At 67.9% G+C, this 19856-nt stretch carries 20 protein-coding genes and 1 pseudogene; 13 read left to right on the forward strand and 8 right to left on the reverse strand.

Going from position 1 to position 19856, the window contains the following annotated elements; all coding sequences use genetic code 11:
• From CKO43_RS20230 to CKO43_RS20255, 6 genes are all read right to left on the reverse strand, one after another.
• Positions 1 to 281: hypothetical protein (locus CKO43_RS20230; RefSeq protein ID WP_431191968.1), on the reverse strand; the 281-nt coding region annotated here is incomplete at its 3' end.
• A gap of 21 nt (positions 282 to 302) precedes the next feature.
• Entirely contained in the window at positions 303 to 653 is a 351-nt protein-coding gene (locus CKO43_RS20235) for a hypothetical protein (protein ID WP_200379749.1), read from the reverse strand.
• A 582-nt stretch (positions 654 to 1235) separates the two neighbouring features.
• On the reverse strand, positions 1236 to 2138 hold the full coding sequence (locus CKO43_RS20240) for a hypothetical protein (protein ID WP_200379750.1): 903 nt from the start codon (positions 2136 to 2138) through the stop codon (positions 1236 to 1238).
• 7 nt (positions 2139 to 2145) lie between these two features.
• Entirely contained in the window at positions 2146 to 2343 is a 198-nt protein-coding gene (locus tag CKO43_RS20245) for a hypothetical protein (protein WP_200379751.1), read from the reverse strand.
• 422 nt (positions 2344 to 2765) lie between these two features.
• Positions 2766 to 3614, reverse strand: coding sequence for an alpha/beta hydrolase (locus CKO43_RS20250; protein WP_200379752.1), 849 nt, complete (start codon positions 3612 to 3614; stop codon positions 2766 to 2768).
• Between the two features lie 389 nt (positions 3615 to 4003).
• The gene (locus tag CKO43_RS20255) at positions 4004 to 4756 is read right to left on the reverse strand and encodes a helix-turn-helix domain-containing protein (RefSeq protein WP_200379753.1); all 753 of its coding nucleotides are present in this window, start codon (positions 4754 to 4756) and stop codon (positions 4004 to 4006) included.
• A gap of 110 nt (positions 4757 to 4866) precedes the next feature.
• On the opposite strand from CKO43_RS20255, the gene CKO43_RS20260 reads away from it, so the two are divergent.
• From CKO43_RS20260 to CKO43_RS20280, 6 genes and pseudogenes are all read left to right on the forward strand, one after another.
• Positions 4867 to 5640, forward strand: a complete 774-nt coding sequence (locus CKO43_RS20260; protein WP_200231362.1) for a YebB family permuted papain-like enzyme — start codon at positions 4867 to 4869, stop codon at positions 5638 to 5640.
• Positions 5637 to 6221, forward strand: a complete 585-nt coding sequence (locus tag CKO43_RS20265; RefSeq protein ID WP_200379754.1) for a beta-lactamase hydrolase domain-containing protein — start codon at positions 5637 to 5639, stop codon at positions 6219 to 6221. The genes CKO43_RS20260 and CKO43_RS20265 overlap by 4 nt, the downstream gene beginning before the upstream one ends.
• On the forward strand, positions 6218 to 6400 hold the full coding sequence (locus tag CKO43_RS20270) for a hypothetical protein (RefSeq protein WP_200379755.1): 183 nt from the start codon (positions 6218 to 6220) through the stop codon (positions 6398 to 6400). The genes CKO43_RS20265 and CKO43_RS20270 overlap by 4 nt, the downstream gene beginning before the upstream one ends.
• 541 nt (positions 6401 to 6941) lie before the next feature.
• A complete protein-coding gene (locus CKO43_RS26450) occupies positions 6942 to 7301 on the forward strand; it encodes a DUF5680 domain-containing protein (protein ID WP_431191969.1) in 360 nt (119 codons plus the stop codon).
• Between the two features lie 181 nt (positions 7302 to 7482).
• Positions 7483 to 8202, forward strand: coding sequence for a Type 1 glutamine amidotransferase-like domain-containing protein (locus CKO43_RS20275; protein ID WP_259373755.1), 720 nt, complete (start codon positions 7483 to 7485; stop codon positions 8200 to 8202).
• Between the two features lie 182 nt (positions 8203 to 8384).
• Positions 8385 to 8498, forward strand: a pseudogene (locus CKO43_RS20280) (SDR family oxidoreductase); the annotation flags it as partial.
• Between the two features lie 106 nt (positions 8499 to 8604).
• On the opposite strand, the gene tetR reads toward CKO43_RS20280, so the two are convergent.
• Positions 8605 to 9225 carry a tetracycline resistance transcriptional repressor TetR gene (gene tetR / locus CKO43_RS20285; protein ID WP_200379756.1) on the reverse strand — a complete coding sequence of 207 codons (621 nt, stop codon included), beginning with the start codon at positions 9223 to 9225 and terminating at the stop codon, positions 8605 to 8607.
• Positions 9226 to 9290: 65 nt separating this feature from the next.
• Here tetR and tet point away from each other — a divergent pair, with 65 nt between their 5' ends.
• From tet to CKO43_RS20320, 7 genes are all read left to right on the forward strand, one after another.
• On the forward strand, positions 9291 to 10487 hold the full coding sequence (gene tet / locus CKO43_RS20290; RefSeq protein WP_200379757.1) for a Tet(A)/Tet(B)/Tet(C) family tetracycline efflux MFS transporter: 1197 nt from the start codon (positions 9291 to 9293) through the stop codon (positions 10485 to 10487).
• Complete coding sequence (locus CKO43_RS20295; protein ID WP_200379758.1) at positions 10484 to 11917, forward strand: efflux transporter outer membrane subunit; 1434 nt, start codon at positions 10484 to 10486, stop codon at positions 11915 to 11917. Before tet ends, CKO43_RS20295 begins: the two co-directional genes overlap by 4 nt.
• Positions 11918 to 11939: 22 nt before the next feature.
• Positions 11940 to 13061 (forward strand): efflux RND transporter periplasmic adaptor subunit, encoded by a 1122-nt coding sequence (locus tag CKO43_RS20300; protein WP_242481256.1) that lies wholly within the window; start codon positions 11940 to 11942, stop codon positions 13059 to 13061.
• Between the two features lie 74 nt (positions 13062 to 13135).
• Positions 13136 to 16180, forward strand: coding sequence for an efflux RND transporter permease subunit (locus tag CKO43_RS20305; protein ID WP_242481258.1), 3045 nt, complete (start codon positions 13136 to 13138; stop codon positions 16178 to 16180).
• Positions 16181 to 16504: 324 nt separating this feature from the next.
• Positions 16505 to 17218 carry a PEP-CTERM sorting domain-containing protein gene (locus CKO43_RS20310; RefSeq protein WP_200379761.1) on the forward strand — a complete coding sequence of 238 codons (714 nt, stop codon included), beginning with the start codon at positions 16505 to 16507 and terminating at the stop codon, positions 17216 to 17218.
• A 10-nt stretch (positions 17219 to 17228) separates the two neighbouring features.
• Positions 17229 to 17909 (forward strand): PEP-CTERM sorting domain-containing protein, encoded by a 681-nt coding sequence (locus CKO43_RS20315; protein ID WP_200379762.1) that lies wholly within the window; start codon positions 17229 to 17231, stop codon positions 17907 to 17909.
• Between the two features lie 246 nt (positions 17910 to 18155).
• Positions 18156 to 19298, forward strand: a complete 1143-nt coding sequence (locus CKO43_RS20320) for an ABC transporter substrate-binding protein (protein ID WP_200379763.1) — start codon at positions 18156 to 18158, stop codon at positions 19296 to 19298.
• 151 nt (positions 19299 to 19449) lie between these two features.
• Here the strand turns inward: CKO43_RS20320 and CKO43_RS20325 are convergent.
• Positions 19450 to 19856, reverse strand: a 407-nt coding sequence (locus CKO43_RS20325) for a hypothetical protein (protein WP_200379764.1), incomplete at its 5' end; no start/stop codon positions are given.

Below are 19856 nucleotides of genomic sequence, written 5' to 3' on the forward strand. Positions count from 1 at the left end.
CCGCCATCACCATCGCAAGCGTCGGCCGCGGTGACGATGCCGCTGCGCAGCTGCTCGCGGCCATCGGCCAGCACGCTGAGCAGATCCAGTCGCTGCGCCAGCATGCCGTCCAGGTCCAGATCGAACCGCGTGGACAGCGCGCTGAGCTGCAAGGTGAACGGCTCCGAGAGATCCTCGCGCAGCGCCCACGACTCGACGTGCAGTTCGGCCAGTGGGCCATCGCCCTGCAGGCGGTACAGGCGGCTGCCGGAGTCGAAGACGGCAGCGAGAAGATCGGTCATGGCAGACGGCGGCGGCGTCAGTTAAGCCAATCGAGTGTCCCATGCACCCCTGGCCGAGCAGGTCCTCCCGATGACGGAAAAGCGCAGTAACGGTGTGCAACCAAAACGGCATCGGTGGTGCCGGTTCGCCTGCGGCTCGTCCGCCTGAATGGTGGCTAAATCGTGCGAGAAGATGACGAGTTCCAGCCGGGACTGCGTCGATACGAACACCCAGTGCTTGCACACGCAGTCGATGGCCCAGAACAGGCCGGCAGCGAATGGAGGCTTCTCCCGCAGATCCAGGATGGCCGGCTGCCGGGCGCGGGAGCGGATGCTGTTGAAGTGATCGCGTGGCCGGCGCGGTGGGCACGACGATGCTGGCATCTTGTTCATCGTGCCGGCAGGGTGGGCGCGTGGGCATCGCGGTGTTCACGATGCCAGCACGGTTCGCCTTGGTTACCTTGCCGGACTCGGTGTTCATCAGGAACCGGAACGGGTGTTCGCGAGTGGCCGGAATATGCGAGAGGGTCACCGGAGGTCGCGTCTGCTTTGCGGCGTCCAATCTTGCAAATCGATGGTCGGCTTCGGGTCGAATGCCGCCGTTCGCGCTGCTGGGGTCTGAACTACGCGCACTGGAAGCCGGTGCATCTGCGAGGCTGTGTCGGCTTGGTCGCGACACCGTAAACGACACTGCACGCGCTCCTTTCGCCTCCGCGGGCAGCCCGGCGATCCCGCTGGAGCACCGCTCCGGCGTACCATCCGGATCGACTTCCAAGCTCGTCTCCTCGTTGGCGCTGCCGCAAGCCTCGGGGACTGAGCCCAGCCTCTGCTCGTCACCCCGTTTGGACCCCAGTTCGAGTCCTCCGAGTTGTAACTTTCCCGACGGGGGTACGACCTGGGGAACAAACTTCGGGCCGCCCGAAGAAAAAACCAAGCGCCGACAACGCTTTAGCCAACTCTTCGAGTCCCTCCGGGTCAATCAAGCGGCGAGCGCTTCGCTTCCTCGAGAGCCACGATGAGCGCGGCCGGGTCGTCGACGTAGATGAACAGGTGGCGCGGCAGCGATCGTTCGAACTGGAAGCGCGTCCAGCACAGTGCGGCACCCGGCGTTATCGACAGGACAAGGTTCGGGTCGTCAAACACGCTGATGACGCCCGTTTCACGCAGCACGGTGCCGTGGCTGCGGCACCAGGCCCGATAGCTGGTCTTCTTGTCGAGCAGTTCGGCATGTGCGATGTCCTGGAGGGGTAGCCGCGCGGCGGCACGGGCGCCGACGCGCAAGTCCAGATGCGTGCCGGTCAGCACGTGCCCGCCGGACCGCACGAGCCAGCGATCACCGAGCAGCAAGACGATGGCGAGGGCCTCGGCCGTATGCACGAGTGCGTGGACGAGCAGGTGACCCTGGACTGATGAAAGGATCATCAGGGTGATGGGCAACTCGGGAACGAACGAGATCAGGTTGAGAGCCAGGATGCCTTCGTAGACGCCCTTGCGGCGATCCTCGATCGGGCGGCCCTGCGGTCGCGGCGGCGGCGGACGCCGCAGGATCCAACTCAGACAGCCCCCCGCGGTCACGACCAGCCATCGGCACAGTCCTATGAACTCCCCGGGGATCAGCAGGATGGCGATGCGCACCCACGGCGAGCGCCTGGTTCGCGCCGCACGCTGCCGGCCCTCAGGCAGCCACGCCATCCAGCGCAGCGCGACCAAGCCGGGGAAAACCCAGAAGGCGAGATCATTGGCGGCCGGCACGTTGGCCGGAGGGAGGAATCTGGCGATCCCCAGCCGCAGCAACAGCACCACCGCGATCGCCAGCGCGAACGTTTGAAGCCAGGTCGGCCGGGCCGGGCCCGCGGGGATTCGATCAATGTCTTCCATCGCCCCTTCAGTCTGCGATGGCGCGTCGCATGGAAATCGCGACGCAGCCCAGTGCGCCGACCGCGATGGCGGCACGCATCGAAGTGCTCACCAACTGCTGCGCGGCATCCGGGAACTCGCCGCGCAGGACGATCTTGAACTGGTTGCTGTGCGCCAATCCGGGTAGCCAGTCATACCAAAAGACGTGCGCACCGCTATTAAACATCGGGATGGCTCGTTGGATCCGAACCGCGCGCACGGGGAGCCGGCGCAGTTGCGGAGCGGTGGACGACTTACTGGCCGCGAAGCCGATCCCATGTACTGAACGCGCCTCTCTGGCTCCTCTGCGCCACCGCTGGAGCACCATGCTCCGGCGTACCATCTGAGTCGCCTTGCAAGCCCGTGTCGCTGACGCTGCCGCACGCGACTGAGACTGAGACCAGCGTTCGCTCCGTGCCCCGTTCGGACCCCATTTCGAGTCCTCCGATATGTAACTTTCCCGACGGGGGAACGCCCTGGGGAACAAACTTCGGGCCGCTCGGAAAAAACCAAGCGCCGACAACGCTTTAGCCAATCCTTCGAGGCCCTCCGGGCCACCCAGTCAACTCTGCCGCCTGGCCCGGCAACTTGCAGACGGTCTGGCGGACCCTAGTCGATCAAGTCGACTGCCCATTCGAACGACGGGCGAGCCACGTTGTTGTGGGCGACGTTGAAGTCCTGGCGCCGGATCATCAGGCCCACATAGGCGCGGCTCTTGTAGCGGGCCTCATAGGCCAATACGTCGTTGACGTTGCCGGGTGCGCTGGCAGTCGTCAGCAAGAGCTTCACGGGCAGATGCGGGCTCGCGGTGAGGCGCAGTTCTTCGTCCGCGACGCTGGCGGAACTCAAGCCCCAAAAGGCGCCATCGAACAGCAGGTAGTTGCTGAAGAATGGCTTGGTCACGTCCTCCCGGCTCAACAGGATGGCGCCCAGCAGTGCGCCGTAGGACGTGCCGGTAAAGCTGCGTGGGCCCGCGCTGCGGTAGCGGGCCTCGACCAGCGGCGCCAGTTCCTCCCGCAGGAAGCGGCCATAGGCCCGCGCACCGTCCTCGGTGTAATCCACCTCCCGCCGGTCCGGCCCACCCTGCTCGATGCTGACGAGGATCACGGCCTTGCGGCGCTGGTCCAGGATGCGTGAGAAGGATCCGAAGTTCCATTGACCGTCGGTGGCATAGATCACCGGATAGCGCCTGCCCGAGCTCGCATAGCCCTCGGGCAGGTAGACGTGATAGGGATAGGTGATGCCGGTGATCCGGGACGCGATGGACTGGTTTCGCTCGACCGTGCCCGCGTACACATGGGCCACCGCCGGGCGACGGGCGAGCGACGCGGGGCTGCCGGAACCCGCGTCGGCGGCGCAGGCGGTCTGCAGGCATGCCAGGATCAGCGGGAGGGTGAGGCGTCCACACATGCCGCTGCCGCTCAGTTGCTTCGGCGACGTTCTGCGCGCGCGGGACATCCCCTCGCCGAACGGCCAGCAGAAGTGGCTCCTCCAGGCATTGCGGACACGTTCATTCGGAACCTCTCTCGTCGGGGGGGCTGCGATCTTGCCAGCGTCACGGGCGAGGTCGGTGCGGTGGAGCGGCCGCGGGAGCGACGGCCCATCACCGTTCTCGGCGTCGTGCCCATCGCCGCCTGCGCCCCCGGTGATCGATTCGCCCAGGTCGGACTGTCCGGATCCTTCTGTGGGGGTGAATGCGGGACCGCACCGTCATAGCGAAGTCGACTCTGGGTGGACGAAAGCCTTGGATGGCCGGATAGGCTGACAGTCAGCAAATGGCCGCGTCCATTGCGTCCGTCGATCAAACGCCGGCCTTCTCGAAGCAGGGCGCTATAAGCCGATGCCGATCAGCCGGTCGCGTTGTCGCTGCGCCGAAGTGCTCTGAAGCCCTCGGGCTCCCAATCCCGCATGGCCACCAGCACGCTGGTTCCGCGGCGCTGGCCAATCGGGGCTGATGCCGATTCATCGTGCAAGGCGGCGAGCTTGGTGCGCAGCCGCCGAAGCTCGACCAGCAACTCGGCCTGGGCGTCGCGGGTCAGCATCCCGTAAACGAACTCCAGCCCCTGGTCCGCCGCGCCCGGTTCTCCCCGCAGGAAGTCGTGCACTCCCTGCCTCATGAAGAACCGGTGGATGGGGCCGTCGGGCAGCCAGGCGAAGTCGCGGGCCACGCGCAGCCGGATGCGGTCTCCCGGAAGGAGGTCGATGATCTGAAGCCTGTCCATGCTCAGCAACTGCTTGAGGCATTCCGCCCTGGACAGGCGGTAGGCGCGGACGATGTCATCGACAGACCAGTGATTGAACGCGCAGACCGCCACCAGAAGCAGCTTGGTGTTCGAAACCAATGCCGCCTCCTGCGCCAGCGTCAGTGTCTGAAGCCGGGGCATGGAGTCAGCCGACTCCTGCAGGATCTCGGCCATGGTGTACCCGAGGAAGTCGCCAATCTGCGCGAGCCTGTCGACGGTCAAACGCTGGCTGGAGAACAAGCGCTTGACGCTGGGCTCCGAGAGCTTCAGGGCCGCGGCGAGTTCACGGTAGGTGTGACCCTGAGCCTTGAGAAGGCGCTTGATCGTGACGATCAGCTGGGATTGTTCTGAGCTCATGGTATTGGAATGTGATACCAGGAGATCGATTCTAGGCAACTCCTGAACACAACGAGGCGAATTCCGACACCATCAGGCAAGCTGGCGCTCTTCTATGGAGGACATGGCCAATGAGAGTTCAGGCTTGCCTGGTCAGGCACGGCGTGCTTTTGCTGACCGCAGGGCACATCTCCACGATTGCCTGTGCGAATGAAGGGTTGCCTCAGGATCTTGTGCCGGCCCAGGCGTTGCAATCTGCGTCGGCTACATCACTGGCGCCGGGGCTGGGCGTGGGCGATATCGTGTTCATCCGGGTGCGGGCGCGCCCCTTCCGGGAGGTGGCACGAGCGACCAACTCGTGGACGAACCATGTCGGGATCGTGGTCGACACCGGTGGCCGCGAACCCGCGATCGCCGAGAGCCGATTCCCGCTCGCGGGTGTCACGACCTGGTCCCGCTTCGTTGAGCGGTCGGAGGCCGGACGAGTGTCGGTGTTGCGCCTGAAGACCGCGCTGACAAGCGAGCAGCAACGGCGCGTCATCGAGGCGGCGCAGCGTCGCTATGGGCGGCTGTACGACACGGGTTTCGACCTTCATTCCCGGCGGGAGTTCTGCTCGCGCTTCGTGCGTGAAATCCTGGCCGAAGCAACCGGGACGGAGGTCGGAGATGTCGAGACCTTCTCTCAATTACTCGGCCGCAACCCTGGCGCCGATCTGGCGTTCTGGCGCTCCTGGTACCTGGGCCGCATCCCCTGGGAGCGCCGGACGGTGACACCGGCGGCCATGCTCAGAAGTCCCCAGCTTCAGACAGTGTTCGACGGCCTGGTAGCCCTTGATGAAGGGGCCGTGCGCAACAAGCCGGGACGTGTCGTGTCAGTTCCCATCACCCCATCGGAGCCGTCATGAACCTCATGCGCAGATTCACATCACGGCTGTCACCCAAGAGCGCTTTCGCCGTCAGCCTGGCATTGGCAGCAGCGGCCGTCCTGGCGCAGGCGGCCTGGTCACGGCATGTGGAGGCCGAAGTGTTGGCGCGGGTTGCACCTCATCGCCTGGCCGCCTCCATCGACGTGACCGGCCAGCTTCAGCCGGCCGATATGGCCGTCATCGGCGATCGTTATGTCGCTGTCGTCGATCTGCGGCCGGACGGCGAGGCCGTTGGGCAGCCTTCTTCGGCAGAGATGCAGGCTGCGGCGCTGCGGGGTCGAGTCCGCTTTGTCTACCTTCCCGTTCCTCACGGCGAAATCCCTGAAGAGTCGGTGGCCCGCCTCAAAGACGTGCTGGAGACTTCGCACGGCGCCGTGCTGCTTTATTGCCGCAGTGGAAAGCGGGCGGCGCGCACTTGGGCGCTGGCAGAGGCTTCGCGACCGAGTGGTTTGCCGAGCGCAGCCATCCTGGCCGCCGTGCGAGGGGCCGGCCAGAATGCCGATGATCTTCAGGAACGAATCCAGGCGGCTGTATTGACGCGCGATCAGGAGAAGCCGTGAGCATGGAAAAAACTGAACCCCTGCGAGTATCGGCACCTGCGGCCGTCATCGCCACATCAAATTTTGATGGCAGTCGCTGGGCGTTGATCGTGCTGGCCTCGCTCTCCGGCGCGGCGGTTGGCATCGTGATCGGTGGGATTCTGGGTGTCCTGTCGGGCCTGATCCCGTTTATATGCTGACTCGGGTTGCCGATGTTGGGCGAGCGCCGTGGCATTTGCGCAGCATCGGTCAAAATGGGCTGCGCGCACATGTGGGGAAAAAATTAAATCCCGCGCAAAACTGTCAATCGTGCCCGGCGGCAGTTCGGCCACTGCCTCCAGCAACTGGTCGCGGCGCGGCGCCGGGCGACCCGGCGCAGACTTGCCGTGCTCGTCGACAGCGTGCAGGTAGTAAACGTTCCCGGCTGGATCGATGCGGAGAAAAGACGTCAGGGACGTCTCCTTGCGTCAGCCGGGTGGGGGATGAAATTGCGCAACCCCATCGTCGTACCGGGTGGCCATCTCTGCCTGAGGGGTAACCTCGGGCTGGTGGGGCGAAATTGGGGATGTCCCTTTCATTCGTTAGCCTCAGAACACTGCCCATGCACACAGCCATTGCCACATTCATCAGAGCCGCGAAGAGGGCCACGTACGCGGCCTTGGGCGACGCTGCCTCCGTCACCCCCTCCTGCCGGGCACCAAGCAGCTCGAATTTATCAGCGGCGAGTACGTCTACCGCGATATCTATGCCGGAATGAAGCTTTTTGTCGGTCAAGAGCTGGTTTACCGATTGGGGACGGCAGTCTGGTCTATGGGCTACTCTGGTGGGGTCACTGTCTCCGCATCCGACTCAGCTACTGCGGAGATTTACAGATTCCTGCGTACCGCACTGCTGCAAGCTCCAGAGCAACTCCCACTGCGGGGGCCTGAAAGTCTGATCTCCGGTCAGCTTGAGTACTCCTGCGCTGTTTCCGGCGAACTTGGCAGGTTTCACGGCACAGAGATCATCTGCATAGCCGGCTCTCCGGTGTATGAACTCCACTTCTCAGGCGGCGCACTCCATGAAAACCAGGCCCTCGCTCAAGCGGAGCGCCAAGGTTGAGTGATCACGATCGGACATCGGGTCACGCCGAAGGTATGTCTGCCAGGGGCGTCAACGCCGGTCCTTGAGGGTGGAGACTGAACGGTCACGCCCGGTCGTCCTCGAGTCGTGAAGTGTTCCGTCTTTTGGAGACCCAGCAGGTGAATTGGCTGACTATACGTTTGGTGTATATGGGGCGCGCATGCAAAGATATCTGTTGCTTGGTGGTGGAGGCTTCCTCATGGAAGACGCACCGTCGCCAATTGATTCATATATGCTCCGCCTGACCGGCAAGCAAAAGCCAAAAATCTGCTTTGTTTCCACCCCCGGCGGCGACCATCCGGAACACATTGATAAGTTCTATGCGGCCTTCGGGATGCAGGCTTGCACGCCGTCGCATCTGGCGTTCTTTCGCAAGCCCGCAGCAGGTGCCATTCCCCTTGCCGATCTCGAGGCCCACCTGACCGCGCAGGACATCGTATTTGTCGGCGGTGGCAATACCAAGTCCGCGCTCGGCGTATGGCGCGAGTGGGGTTTGATCGACATCTTCCGGCGCGTCTCGAGCAATGGCGTTCTGCTTGCGGGCATGAGCGCCGGGGCCATTTGTTGGTTCGAGTTCGGTTTTGCCGATTCCTACGGCACCTCCAGCCTTCGCCCCTTGCCATGTATCGGCCTGCTCCCAGGCGCTTGCGTGGTGCATTACAACTCCGACCCTCCACGCAGGCGCGAGATTTTTGCCGCGCTGGAAGCCGGCTCGATTGACCAAGCGGTCGCAATTGACGACTACGCCGCAGTTATCTATGAGGGAAGGGTGGTCGCCGGAGTCGTCAGTTGGCGCCAGGGCGCTGGCGCGTGCAGCATCTCGATGTTGAATGGAAGGGCTGTGGAGACCAGACACCCTGGCCAATGCATCCTGATCTAGCTCGGCACAAAGCGCACTCCGTGCGGCAACTCACGCCCGCAAGCGGGACTGGGGACCGAACTCAACGCAGGGCGTGCATGTCGCGCACCGGGCGCCACCAGTTCTGCTTCTTCGATTGCCGAGCGAGCGCTGTCAAGCAAGAGGATTCGCGAAGACGACGTCCGCCGTGGGTCGCACAGAGCGCGTCGCCGCAGGAAGTGGCCTCGCTCGTCGCCTACGTCGCCAGCCCGCTCGCTTCGGCCACCACCGGAGCCGCGCTGCGCGTGGATGGCGGGGTCGTCAAGAGCGCGTCCTGACGACGAAAAACGGGACAAGGGCCGACGCTTTCGGCTCCCGCTTCACGGACGCGCGGCGCACAGGCGGCTGCCTGCTTGTCCCCCGTAGCCGTCGTCCGGTACCGCGTCAGCGCAGCCGCGCCTGCGCGCCGTCGACGAGCAGGCGCAGGGCACGCTCGAACAAGGCGTCGGGATCGCCGCCCACCGTCTCGGCAAAGCCGGCGGCCAGCAGCGGATACCGCGTCGCGTCGGGCATCTCGGCCGCTGCCAGCGCTTCGGGCTGCTGGAACGACTGTTCTTCCAGCACCCAGCCGACGACGAAGCGCCCCATCGAAATCAGCAGCGTCGTCGCATCGCCCGCCGTGAAGCCGGCGGCTTGAAGCATGCGCAGCCGGGCCTCGATCGGCTCGTGCTGGGTCTTGCCCGGCCGCGTGCCGGCGTGCAGGCGAGCACCATCGCGATAGGCCAGCAGCGCACGGCGGAAAGTCAGGCCGTCGGCCATCAGCCAGTCTTGCCATGGCTCCTGCGGGTCGGGCGAGAGCCGGGCACGGCTTTCCAGCATGACGGCGGCCGACATGGCGTCCAGCAGCGCGGCCCGGCTCTCGAAATGCCAGTACAGCGTCGGCGACTGCACGCCCAGGCGCTCGGCCAGCCTGCGGGTGGTGAGCGCGTCGATGCCGACCTCGTTCAACAGGCCGAGGGCGGCGCGCAGCACATCGTCGCGGTGGAGTCGGGGGCGGTCGGTCACGGCGGAACTCTATCAATGATCGGGAAGATGGGTCACAATCTGTCTATCAACGATAGAGAGAGAATGTGAACCGAGCTTTGATTGTCATCCTGCTCACGCTGGCGCTGGACGCCGTCGGCATGAGCCTGGTGTTTCCGATCCTGCCGGGGCTGCTGCGTGAACTGGCCGGTGCCGATGCCACCGCGTACCACTACGGTGCCTTGCTCGCCGTGTACGCGGCGATGCAGTTCTTGTTCTCGCCGGTGCTCGGCGCCTTGAGCGACCGCTTCGGCCGTCGCCCGGTGCTGCTGGCCTCGCTGGCCGGTGCCGCCGGCGACTACGTGCTGATGGCGCTGGCACCCAACCTGGCGTGGCTGTACGTCGGCCGCGTGCTGTCCGGCGTCACCGGCGCCAGCATGGCGGTGGGCACGGCCTACATCACCGACGTCACCGCCGAGCCCGACCGTGCCAGGCGCTACGGCCAGATGGGTGCGGCGATGGGCCTGGGCTTCGTCGCGGGCCCGCTGATCGGCGGTGCGCTCGGCGAGTGGTCGCTGCGTGCGCCGTTCATCGCCGCCGCGGCGATGAATGCGCTGAACCTGCTGCTGGCCTGGCGCGCACTGCCCGAGTCCAACCAGCACCGCACGGCGGCGCTGGACCTGCGCAAGCTCAACGCCTTCTCGGCGCTGCACCGGCTGCAGGGCCGGCCGCCGCTGCTGCCGCTCATCGGCGTGTTCGCCGTCGTCGCGCTGGTGTCGCAGGTGCCGGGCTCGTTGTGGATCCTGTACGGCCAGGAGCGTTACGGCTGGACGGCCTGGGTGGCGGGCCTGTCGCTGGCCTGCTACGGCGGCCTGCACGCGATCTCGCAGGCCTTCGTCACCGGGCCGCTGGTGGCGTGGCTCGGTGAGCGGCGTGCGCTGCTGGCCGGCATGGCGGCCGATGGGCTGGCCTTCACGCTGATCGGCCTGGCCACGGCGGGCTGGATGCCGTTCGCACTGCTGCCGCTGTTCGCCATCGGCGGTCTTGTCCTGCCGGCCTTGCAGGCCATGCTGGCGCGCCAGGTGGACGAGCAGCACCAGGGCGAACTGCAGGGCACGCTGGCCAGCCTCAACAGCCTGATCGGCGTCGGCGGGCCGCTGGTCGTCACGGCGGCGTTCGCGGCGACGCAACAGTCTTCGCCGGGCAGCGTCTGGATCGCCGCGGCGCTGTTCTACCTGCTGGCGCTGCCGCTGCTGTTCAGCCGGCGGGCGCGCGTAACCCAGGCCGTCGAGTCCCGACCATGAGCATGCGACCACCGTTTCACCGCCTGGCCCCGCCGGCCCTGGCGGTCCTCCTGCTGAGCGCCTGTGCCGCGGTCGAGCCGCCGCCTTCGCCGCCGGCCGTCGCGCCGCCGCACTGGCAGGCTCCGCTGCCGCACGGCGGCCGGCTGGCCGACCTGACACGCTGGTGGCAGCAGTTCGACGACCCGCTGCTCACGCAGCTGATCGACGCGGCGCAGCAGGAGAGCCCCAGCCTCGCCGCCGCCGCTTCGAGGCTGGAACAGTCGCGCGCTGCCCGCGTCGCCGCCGGCGCCGCGCTGCTGCCGACGCTCGATGCCACGGCCAGCATGGGCCGCGGCCGTTCCGACCTCGGCACGCCCATCGGCAGCAGCCGATCGGCCGGGCTGCAGGCCAGCTGGGAGCTGGACCTCTTCGGCGGCGTCCAGGCCGCGCGCGCTGCGGCGCAGGCCCGTCTCGACGGCGCCCAGGCGTCGTGGCACGCCGCGCGCGTGTCCGTGGCCGCCGAAGTCGCGGGCCACTACGTCGCGCTGCGCGCCTGTGAAGCGCAGGTGGTGCAGACCCGGGCCGACGCCGCCTCGCGCGCCGAGTCCGCGCGCCTGACCGAGCTCAGCGCCCGGGCGGGCTTCCAGTCGCTCGCCGACGCCGCGCTCGCCCGCGCCAGCGCCGCCCAGGGCAACGCGCTGCTGACCGCCCGGCAGGCGCAGTGCGACGCCGAGGTCAAGGCGCTCGTCGCCCTGACCGGCGCCGACGAGCCCGGCTTGCGCGGCCGTCTGGCCGCGGCAACGGCCCGGCTGCCCCGACCCGCGCAGATCGCCGTGCACGCCGTGCCAGGCGAGTTGCTGAACCAGCGGCCCGACCTGTACGCGTCCGGCCGCGAGCTGGTGGCCGCCAGCGGCGACCTGCTGCAAAGCCGCGCCGCGGCGCTGCCGCGCATCACGCTGGCTGGCAGCGTCGACGCCTCCCGGCTGGACTACGGCGCGAGCCAGGTCGACGGTACGACCTGGTCGGTCGGCCCGCTCGCCGTGACGCTGCCGCTGTTCGATGCCGGCACGCGGCGCGCGAACGTCGAGGCCGCACGCGCCGCCTATGACGCCGCCGCCGTCGCCTACCGCGGCCAACTTCGCAGCGCGGTGCGCGAGGTGGAAGAAGCCCTGGTGCAGCTGGACAGCACGGCCGTACGCGCCGCGGACGCCCGCACCGCCGCCGAAGGTTACGAGTACGCGTTCCGCGCCACCGAGAGGCGCCACCAGAGCGGCGCGGCCAGCCTGTTCGAGCTGGAGGACGCGCGCCGCAGCGCCGTGCAGGCCCAGAGCGAGCTGATCGACCTGCAGCGCGAGCGGGTCGCCGCCTGGATCTCGCTGTACCGCGCGCTCGGCGGCGGCTGGACCTCCGCCGACGCTGCCGCCGCCGACCCGCAAGCCCAGAACCGATAACGGAGTCCCGATGCCTGCCGCCATGCCCTTGCGTCCCAAGCTGCTCGTTCTGTCCTGCCTCGCCGCCGCGCTGGCAGGCGCTGCCTTCCTCGCCTTCGGCGCCCGCGCGGCCGACGACCAGAAGGCCGCGCCCGCGCCCAAGGCGGCGCTGACCGTGACCCTGACACAGGCGCAGACCGTGCGGCTGCCGATCCGCATCAGCGCCAACGGCAACGTCGCCGCGTGGCAGGAAGCCAGCGTGGGCACCGAAGCCAACGGCCTGCGCCTGGCCGAGGTGCGCGCCAACGTCGGCGACGTGGTCAAGCGTGGCCAGGTGCTGGCGGTGTTCGCGCCCGACACGGTGCAGGCCGACCTGGCGCAGATCGACGCCGGCGTCGCCGAGGCCGAAGCCACGCTGGCCGAGGCCGCCGCCAATGCGCAGCGCGCCCGCGAGCTGCAGCCCAGCGGCGCCTTGAGCGCGCAGCAGGTCACCCAGTACCTCACCGCCGAGCGCACGGCCGAAGCCCGGCTGCAGGCGCAGCGCGCCGCCGCCCGGGTGCAGCGGCTGCGGCTGGCGCAGACCCAGGTGCTCGCGCCCGACGCGGGCGTCATCTCCGCCCGCCAGGCCACCGTGGGCGCCGTGCTGCCGGCCGGGCAGGAGTTGTTCCGCCTGATCCGCCAGGGCCGCCTGGAGTGGCGCGCCGAGCTGCCCTCGAGCGACCTGGCGCGCGTGAAGCCCGGCATGCGCGCCACCGTGGCCCCCGTCAGCGGCGGCGCGGCGGTGGCCGGCACCGTGCGCGTCGTCGCGCCGACCGTCGACGCGCAGACGCGCAACGGCATCGTCTACGTCGACCTCGGCGCGTCGCCCGACACCAAGGCCGGCATGTTCGCGCGCGGCGAGTTCGACATCGGCGCCAGCCAGGCGCTCACCCTGCCGCAGAGCGCGGTCGTGCTGCGCGACGGCTTCCACTACGTGCTGAAGCTCGGGCCGGGCTCCCGGGTCGCGCTGACCAAGGTGGGTGTCGGCCGACGCGCCGGGGACCGCATCGAGATCACCAGCGGCCTGGACGCCGCCGCCAAGGTGGTGGCGGCGGGCGCTGGCTTCCTGGGCGACGGCGACACCGTGAAGGTTGTCGACGCGTCCCGTTCCGCGGCCGCCAACTGAGCGGGGGACGCGCCGTGTTCAACGTCTCCTCCTGGTCGATCCGCAACCCGACGCCGGCGATCCTGCTCTTCGTCATGCTCACGCTGGCGGGGCTGCTGGGCTTTCGGGCGATGAAGGTCCAGAACTTCCCCGACATCGACCTGCCGATGGTCACCGTGACCGCGAGCCTGCCCGGCGCTTCGCCGGCGCAGCTGGAAACCGAGGTCGCCCGCAAGATCGAGAACTCGATCGCCACGGTGCAGGGTGTCAAACACGTCTACACCAACCTGCAGGACGGCTCGGCCGTCCTGACCGTCGAGTTCCGCCTCGAGAAGCCGACGCAGGAGGCGGTCGACGACGTGCGCGACGCCGTCGCGCGCGTGCGCTCGGACCTGCCGGCCGACCTGCGCGACCCGGTGATCCAGAAGGTCGACCTGGCGGGCTCGCCGATCCTGACCTACACCGTGTCCTCGGCGCACATGGACGACGAGGCGCTGTCCTGGTTCGTCGACAACCAGGTCACCAAGGCACTGCTCGCGGTACCGGGCGTGGGCGCGGTGACGCGCGTGGGCGGTGTCGCGCGCGAAGTGCGTGTCGAGCTCGACCCGGCCAGGCTGCTGGCGCTGAACGCCACCGCGGCCGACATCTCGCGCCAGCTGCGCCGCATCCAGCAGGAAGCCTCGGGCGGCCGCGCCGACCTGGGGGGCGCCGAGCAGTCGGTGCGCACGCTGGCCACGGTGCAGTCGGCGGCGGAGCTGGCGGCGATGTCCGTGACGCTGGGCGACGGCCGCCAGATCCGTCTCGACCAGGTGGCCAAGGTCACGGACACGGTGGCCGAGCAGCGCTCGGCCGCGCTGCTCGACGGCAAGCCGGTGGTGGGCTTCGAGATCGTGCGTTCGCGCGGCGCCGGCGAGATCGACGTGACGGACGGCGTTCGCGCCATGCTCGACAAGCTCAAGCGCTCGCAGCCCGACATCCAGGTCACGGAAGCCTTCAACTTCGTCGACCCCGTGGTCGAGAACTACGAAGGCTCGATGAAGCTGCTGTACGAAGGTGCCGCGCTCGCGGTGCTGGTGGTGTTCCTGTTCCTGCGCGACGCTCGCTCCACCTTCGTGTCGGCGGTGGCGCTGCCGCTGTCGGCCATCCCCACCTTCGCGGTGATGCAGCTGCTGGGCTTCAGCGTCAACAGCATCACGCTGCTGAGCCTGTCGCTGGTGGTGGGCATCCTGGTCGACGACGCGATCGTCGAGATCGAGAACATCACGCGCCACCTGCGCATGGGCAAGACGCCGTACCAGGCGGCGATGGAAGCCGCCGACGAGATCGGGCTGGCGGTGATCGCGACCACCTTCACGCTGATCGCGGTGTTCCTGCCGACGGCCTTCATGGGCGGGGTGCCGGGCAAGTTCTTCGTCCAGTTCGGCTGGACGGCGGCGATCGCGGTGTTCTTCTCGCTGGTGGTCGCGCGCATGCTGACGCCGATGATGGCCGCCTACCTGCTGAAGGCGCCCGCGCGCGAGCAGCGCGAGCCGCGCTGGCTGGCGCTGTATCTGAACGCGGTGCGCTGGTGCCTGAAGCACCGCCTGTGGACGCTGGCCGGAGCGGCCGTCTTCTTCGTCGGGTCGTTCTCGCTGGTGCCGCTGCTCGACACCGGCTTCATCCCGCCCGACGACCTGTCGCAGACGCAGGTGACGCTGACGCTGCCGCCCGGCAGCACCTTCAAGCAGACCTACGCGCTCGCCGAGCAGGCGCGGCAGCTGGTGCAGCGCAACCCGCAGGTGAAGATGGTCTACACCGCCATCGGCGGCGGCAGCGCGGGCTCGGACCCCTTCGCCTTCGGCGGGGGCAGCAACGTGCGGACCGCGGTGCTGACCCTCAACATGACGCACCGCAGCGAGCGCCACGGCCTCAGCAAGCAGGACATCGAAGCCCAGCTGCGCAGCGCGCTGGAAGCCGTGCCCGGCGCCCGGGTGCAGGTGGGCCTGGGTTCGTCGAACGAGAAGTACGTGCTGGTGCTCGCCGGCGAGGACGGCGCCGCGCTCGCCGAGCACGCGCGCGTCGTCGAGCGCGAACTGCGCACGCTGCCCGGCATCGGCGCCGTCACCTCGACCGCCAGCCTGGTGCGCCCCGAGCTGGTCGTGCGGCCGGACTTCGCACGTGCCGCCGACCTGGGCGTCACCTCGGCGGACATCGCCGACACGCTGCGCATCGCCACCGCGGGCGACTACGACCAGGACCTGGCCAAGCTCAACCTGAGCCAGCGCCAGGTGCCGGTGGTGGTGAAACTGCCGGAGGACGCGCGAAGCGACATCGAACTGCTGTCGCGCCTGCCGGTGCCGGGCCAGCGCGGGCCGGTGGCGCTGTCGAACGTGGCGACGCTGGAGATCGCCAGCGGCCCGTCCGAGATCGCGCGCTACGACCGGCTGCGCAACGTGAACTTCGAGATCGAGCTCAACCAGCGGCCGCTGGGCGAGGTGCAGGACGCGGCGCAGGCGCTGCCCAGCCTGCGCAACCTGCCGCCCGGCGTGATCCAGACCTCGGTCGGCGACGCCGAGGTGATGGACGAGCTGTTCGCGAGCTTCGGCCTTGCGATGGCCACCGGCGTGCTGTGCATCTACGTCGTGCTGGTGCTGCTGTTCAAGGACTTCGTGCAGCCGGTGACCATCCTCGCGGCGCTGGTGCTGTCAGTGCCGGGCGCCTTCCTGGCGCTGTTCGTCACGCACACCGCGCTGTCCATGCCGTCGATGATCGGCCTGATCATGCTGATGGGCATCGCGACGAAGAACTCGATCCTGCTGATCGACTACGTGATCCTGGCGCGGCGCGAGCACGGTCTGGCGCGCTGGGAGGCCATCGTCGACGCCTGCCGCAAGCGCGCGCGGCCGATCGTGATGACGACCGTGGCGATGGGCGCCGGCATGATGCCGATCGCGCTGGGCCTGGGCGTGGACCCGAGTTTCCGGGCGCCGATGGCGATCGTTGTGATCGGCGGGCTGATCACCTCGACCTTCCTCAGCCTGCTGGTGATCCCGGTCGTGTTCACCTTCGTCGACGACACCGAGCAGTGGGTTTCACGCAAGCTCAAGAGTACCCGCCAGGCGCCGGGAACGCCGGATGGCAGCTCCGCCATGCCGCGTTGAGTCGGCTCGGCTTGAACGGGCGAAGTTCGCCCGCGATGTCGCGCGAGCGATCGACTTCTTCTCCAACTTCGACATGGCGCCCGTGGCGCCAGTGGCAGGGGCGGCGAGCTCCGGCTGGGGTCGCGTCCCGGCGCATCGTGTCCATCCAAGACCGGCGAGAGCTGTGATGCGCGGTGAACAACGGCTGTAGGAGTGCCGTTTGCCGCAATTTCCTCGCGGGGCGGAGCCTCTCGGCTGACCAACCTGTCTGCGGTCTACCGCGCTTCACGGGCGGTGGGGTGCAGGTGGCGATTGCGGCGGTTTCACCTTGAACAGGAGAAAGACATGCACAAACGCCGTCGAATTTGGGCGCGCCCGGCACACGCGCTGCCTTTGCTGCTCGCCTGCACTGCGCTGGGGGCCGACGCGCTGCCGTTGAGCGGCGTTGGCTCCTGGGAGACGACGCTGCAGCCGCGGGAGTTGGACGGCGACTTTCGCAACGGCCCCGACGCCTATTACGACACCCTGCTCGACGTCACCTGGCTGACGGACGTGACGGCATCGGGAGATCTCACGTACGGGCAGGCCAGATCTTGGCTGCGGCAATTAACAGTCGGCAGTGTTACCGGGTGGCGCTTTCCGGACGGCGAGGGGCGCGAAATGCAGTCGTTGTTCAGGCTCACGTTGGGCCTGATGGACAACGGCCCCATGGACCCGATCGATTTTCGCCAGGCGAACACCGGCCCATTCAAGAATCTTGAGCATGCGCCAGAAGTGTGGATCATGAGCGACGATCCTTATCGCCCCTGGGAAGAGCCTGACTATCCGTCGTACTGGATATCGATCTATTACGGCGTCGGACAGGGCGGCGCCGACACCTATTCGAAGATGCCCACGTGGGCGCTCCTGAGCGGCGACGTGCCCGTGGTGCCGGAACCTGCCACGTCGGTGCTCTTTGCCCTGGGTGCCGGCGCCATGGCGTTGCGCCTGAAACTGCGCAAACGGAGCCCCGCCGATGGGAAGACGTTGCGTTGGGCGCGAAGCAGGTCAATGGAATGAAGGACCACTTATGCGATTCACCAAGAGCTGGGGCGCTGCGGCCGCCATCGTGACGGTGTCGGGCGCGGCGCAGGCCGCTTTGTTCGACCGCGGCGGCGGCATGATCTACGACACCACGCACGACATCACGTGGTTGGCTGACATGAACTACGCTCGAACCAGCGGTCACATCGGTGATGGCGTCAATACGGATGGCGCCATGACTTGGGATGCCGCTGACTCCTGGGCCGATCATCTCGTCTATGGCGGCTTCGATGACTGGCGCCTGCCCACGCTGATCCCGTCAGCAGAAGACAAGACCTGCAGCCGTACGTTCCTCTGGGCGGGCGACCATTGCAGTGGCGGTGAACTCAGTGGCCTGTTCGTCACGGATCTCGGAAACAAAGTCAACGAATCCGTGTTGAACCAGACAGGTGACACGGCCGAGCAAATAGCCAACCTGGCCCTTTTCAGTAACGTACAGTCCTACGCCTACTGGTCCGGTACGAAAGCGATGGATGGCATCATGTGGTATTTCGCCACCAACGGCGGCATTCAGTCCAACTACTACCAATACGTGACCTTCTATGCCTTGGCGGTGCGCCCCGGCGATGTTGCCGCAGTGCCGGAGCCACCGACGCTGGTACTGGCACTGCTGGGATTGGGCGCGACCGTGATGTGGCGGAGAAGGCGGCCAGTTCCAGCGGCGTAGAAGCCTTCATCTCGCCGAAGAGGTCGGCTTTGCCCTCGAAGCTGCGATGGGCCAGCCCCGCAGCGGTGGCGGCGGCAACGGGGCGGCCCGGTAACCGCCGGGTACCACGCCAACCGTGACCCGGATCACGCTGCGGCCAGGGGTTAACCCTTAACTCCAGAGGGGCTACACCGCACAATCGGTGGCACGCACCGCGTCCCCGACGAGGTCGCGCGACTGAATCCGGCCCCTCACCCACGTTCCTTCATGACATTCACTCGTCGCAGCGCCGTTTTTGCCGGCGTCACCGCCGCCTGCTTCGGCCCCTGGGTCTGGTCCCGGAGCGTGGCTGCCAACAGCTGGCTCATCGGCCAGTCGGCGCCGCAGACCGGCCCGATCTCGGTGTCCAGCATCGAGACCACGGCCGGCGCGCGCATGTACTTCAACCGCCTGAACGCGCGCGGCGGCGTGCATGGCCGCCCGGTCGAGCTGGTCTCCATCGACGACGCCCAGGACCCCAAACGCGCCGTGGCCAACACGCAGCAGTTGCTGGACCAGGGTGTGATCGCGCTGGGCCTGTACCGCACGACGCCGGCGATCGAAGCGACGCTGCCGCTGGTGCGCAAAGCCGGCATCGCCTTCGTCGGCGCGCAGACCGGGCCCTCGTTCATCTACGAGGCCAACGGCAACCTGCTGTTCAACACGCGGGCGAGCTACCACGACGAGGTGGCGCGGGCGGTCGACTACTTTTCCAACCTCGGCATGACGCGCGTGGGCGCGCTGGTGGCCACCGACAGCTTCGGCCAGGACGTGCTGGTCGGCCTGCGCCGGGCGATGGCGGCCAACGGCAAGGCCGAACTGGTGTCGCAGGCCAGCTTCGACAACCGCGGCAGCGACGTCGCCGCCCAGGTCGAGCAGATCCGCAAGGGCAACCCGCAGGTGGTGATGCTGATCGCCAACCTGAAGGCTTCGGCCGCTTTCATCAAACATGCACGCGCCAACGGCTTCAACCCGACCTTCGTGTCGCTGTCGGTCACCAGCACCTCGTCGTTCAGCACCGAGCTGGGCGCCTACGCCGAAGGGGTGGTCGTCACGCAGGTGGTGCCGACCCCGTACTCGCGCCGCCTGCGCCTGGTGGCGGAGTTCCGCGATGCCGTGACGCAGAGCGGCGACGCTGCCGCGCCGGTGTCGCACGCCGCGCTGCAGGGCTACGTCAGCGCCAGGCTGATTCACGAAGGCATCCGCCGCTGTGGCGCCAACGCCGATCGCGGCCAACTGGTGCAGGCGCTCAACAGCACCGGCCGCTTCGATCTGGGCGACTACACGCTGAACTACTCGCCCGAGAGCCGGCAGGGCACCCGGCTGACCGAGCTGACCTTCCTGAGCAAGAGCGGCAAGTTCATGTTCTGAACCGGCCGGCTGCGGCCAGCCGCACGCGGCCGGCGCGCGCGCCGGGCGCCGGGCGCCGGGCGTTGGCGGAGCAGAGCACGCTCCTCCATTGCAATGGCACCCGTTCGCGGCCTGAGCGGCGGGATGCCACCGCCCAGGCCGCCCAGCCGCTTCAGCGGCCGTCGCGGTCCGAGTCGCCCGGGACTGCGCGCTCGACGCTGTCGCTCAGCCGCGACCAGGCGTCGCGGCTGGCGTGCCGGGCGCGGCCCCAGTCTAGCTGCGAGTCGCCGCGCCGGCTGTCCCAGTCACGCTCCAGATCCGCGTCGAGTTCGTCGAAGCGGCGATCCGGGTTGCGGGAGTAGGCGTCGACGCCGTAGCGGTAGGCCGGGCCGTAGTCGTCGTAGGTCGAGCCCGGCGCGACGTAAGGCCGGCCGCTGAAGCTGCTGCGCCAGTAGGCGTCCTCGGCCTGCGGGTCCATCGCCTTGCCGGCGCCTCGCCCCATCAGCCCGCCGGCGACGGCGCCGACGACGGCGCCCAGCGCCGCGCCCACCGGCCCGGTCATGCCGCCTACCGCGGCGC

Source organism: Rubrivivax gelatinosus, assembly GCF_016583785.1.
Lineage (GTDB): Bacteria > Pseudomonadota > Gammaproteobacteria > Burkholderiales > Burkholderiaceae_C > Rubrivivax > Rubrivivax gelatinosus_B.

Excerpts from the sequence above, each read along its gene's own strand:
- CKO43_RS20235 (WP_200379749.1), bottom strand. The coding sequence starts at position 653 with ATGAACAAGATGCCAGCATCGTCGTGCCCACCGCGCCGGCCACGCGAT.
- CKO43_RS20240 (WP_200379750.1), bottom strand. The coding sequence starts at position 2,138 with ATGGAAGACATTGATCGAATCCCCGCGGGCCCGGCCCGGCCGACCTGG.
- CKO43_RS20245 (WP_200379751.1), bottom strand. The coding sequence starts at position 2,343 with ATGTTTAATAGCGGTGCGCACGTCTTTTGGTATGACTGGCTACCCGGA.
- CKO43_RS20250 (WP_200379752.1), bottom strand. The coding sequence starts at position 3,614 with ATGTCCCGCGCGCGCAGAACGTCGCCGAAGCAACTGAGCGGCAGCGGC.
- CKO43_RS20255 (WP_200379753.1), bottom strand. The coding sequence starts at position 4,756 with ATGAGCTCAGAACAATCCCAGCTGATCGTCACGATCAAGCGCCTTCTC.
- CKO43_RS20260 (WP_200231362.1), top strand. The coding sequence starts at position 4,867 with ATGAGAGTTCAGGCTTGCCTGGTCAGGCACGGCGTGCTTTTGCTGACC.
- CKO43_RS20265 (WP_200379754.1), top strand. The coding sequence starts at position 5,637 with ATGAACCTCATGCGCAGATTCACATCACGGCTGTCACCCAAGAGCGCT.
- CKO43_RS20275 (WP_259373755.1), top strand. The coding sequence starts at position 7,483 with ATGCAAAGATATCTGTTGCTTGGTGGTGGAGGCTTCCTCATGGAAGAC.
- CKO43_RS20295 (WP_200379758.1), top strand. The coding sequence starts at position 10,484 with ATGAGCATGCGACCACCGTTTCACCGCCTGGCCCCGCCGGCCCTGGCG.
- CKO43_RS20300 (WP_242481256.1), top strand. The coding sequence starts at position 11,940 with ATGCCCTTGCGTCCCAAGCTGCTCGTTCTGTCCTGCCTCGCCGCCGCG.
- CKO43_RS20305 (WP_242481258.1), top strand. The coding sequence starts at position 13,136 with ATGCTCACGCTGGCGGGGCTGCTGGGCTTTCGGGCGATGAAGGTCCAG.
- CKO43_RS20310 (WP_200379761.1), top strand. The coding sequence starts at position 16,505 with ATGCACAAACGCCGTCGAATTTGGGCGCGCCCGGCACACGCGCTGCCT.
- CKO43_RS20315 (WP_200379762.1), top strand. The coding sequence starts at position 17,229 with ATGCGATTCACCAAGAGCTGGGGCGCTGCGGCCGCCATCGTGACGGTG.
- CKO43_RS20320 (WP_200379763.1), top strand. The coding sequence starts at position 18,156 with ATGACATTCACTCGTCGCAGCGCCGTTTTTGCCGGCGTCACCGCCGCC.